The sequence below is a fragment of the Bacillus sp. z14 (2026) genome, from assembly GCF_058313575.1.
In genome coordinates this window covers 1-1,009 of record NZ_JBZFQK010000003.1, presented here as the reverse complement: position 1 = coordinate 1,009, position 1,009 = coordinate 1, and the positions used below count along the sequence as shown (strand labels likewise).

At 49.8% G+C, this 1,009-nt stretch carries 1 rRNA gene; it reads left to right on the top strand.

Annotation, left to right across the window (positions count from 1 at the left end):
- Positions 1–226: 226 nt before the first annotated feature.
- Positions 227–1,009 (top strand): 23S ribosomal RNA (locus tag AC4G3O_RS11000); the annotation flags it as partial.

The following is a 1,009-nucleotide window of genomic DNA, read 5'->3' as shown; positions in this document are numbered from 1 at the left end:
CCGCCGAAGGTGGGACAGATGATTGGGGTGAAGTCGTAACAAGGTAGCCGTATCGGAAGGTGCGGCTGGATCACCTCCTTTCTAAGGAAAATAGACGGATTGGTTAGTAGTTTTGTTTAGTTTTGAAGGAGCAATCCTTCGCAATAATCGTTCTTTGAAAACTGGATAATGTAATGTAAGGCAAAGTAAATGCGTTTTAATAAAAACCGAGTAAGAGTTTTTTAACGGTTAAGTTAATAAGGGCGCACGGTGGATGTCTTGGCACTAGGAGCCGATGAAGGACGGGACTAACACCGATATGCTTCGGGGAGCTGTAAGTAAGCTTTGATCCGGAGATTTCCGAATGGGGAAACCCACTGCCCGTAATGGGGCAGTATCTTACACTGAATTCATAGGTGTATGAAGGCACACCCGGGGAACTGAAACATCTAAGTACCCGGAGGAAGAGAAAGCAAATGCGATTTCCTGAGTAGCGGCGAGCGAAACGGAATCAGCCCAAACCAGATGGCTTGCCATCTGGGGTTGTAGGACACTCATTGTGGAGTTACAAAGGAACGGGGTAGATGAAGCGACCTGGAAAGGTCCGTCAGAGAAGGTAACAACCCTGTAGTCGAAACTTCGTTCCCTCCCGAGTGGATCCTGAGTACGGCGGGACACGAGGAATCCCGTCGGAATCCGGGAGGACCATCTCCCAAGGCTAAATACTCCCTAGTGACCGATAGTGAACCAGTACCGTGAGGGAAAGGTGAAAAGCACCCCGGAAGGGGAGTGAAAGAGATCCTGAAACCGTGTGCCTACAAGTAGTCAGAGCCCTTTTATGGGTGATGGCGTGCCTTTTGTAGAATGAACCGGCGAGTTACGATCCCATGCAAGGTTAAGTTGATGAGACGGAGCCGCAGCGAAAGCGAGTCTGAATAGGGCGTTTGCAGTATGTGGTCGTAGACCCGAAACCAGGTGATCTACCCATGTCCAGGATGAAGTCCAGGTAACACTGGATGGAGGTCCGAAC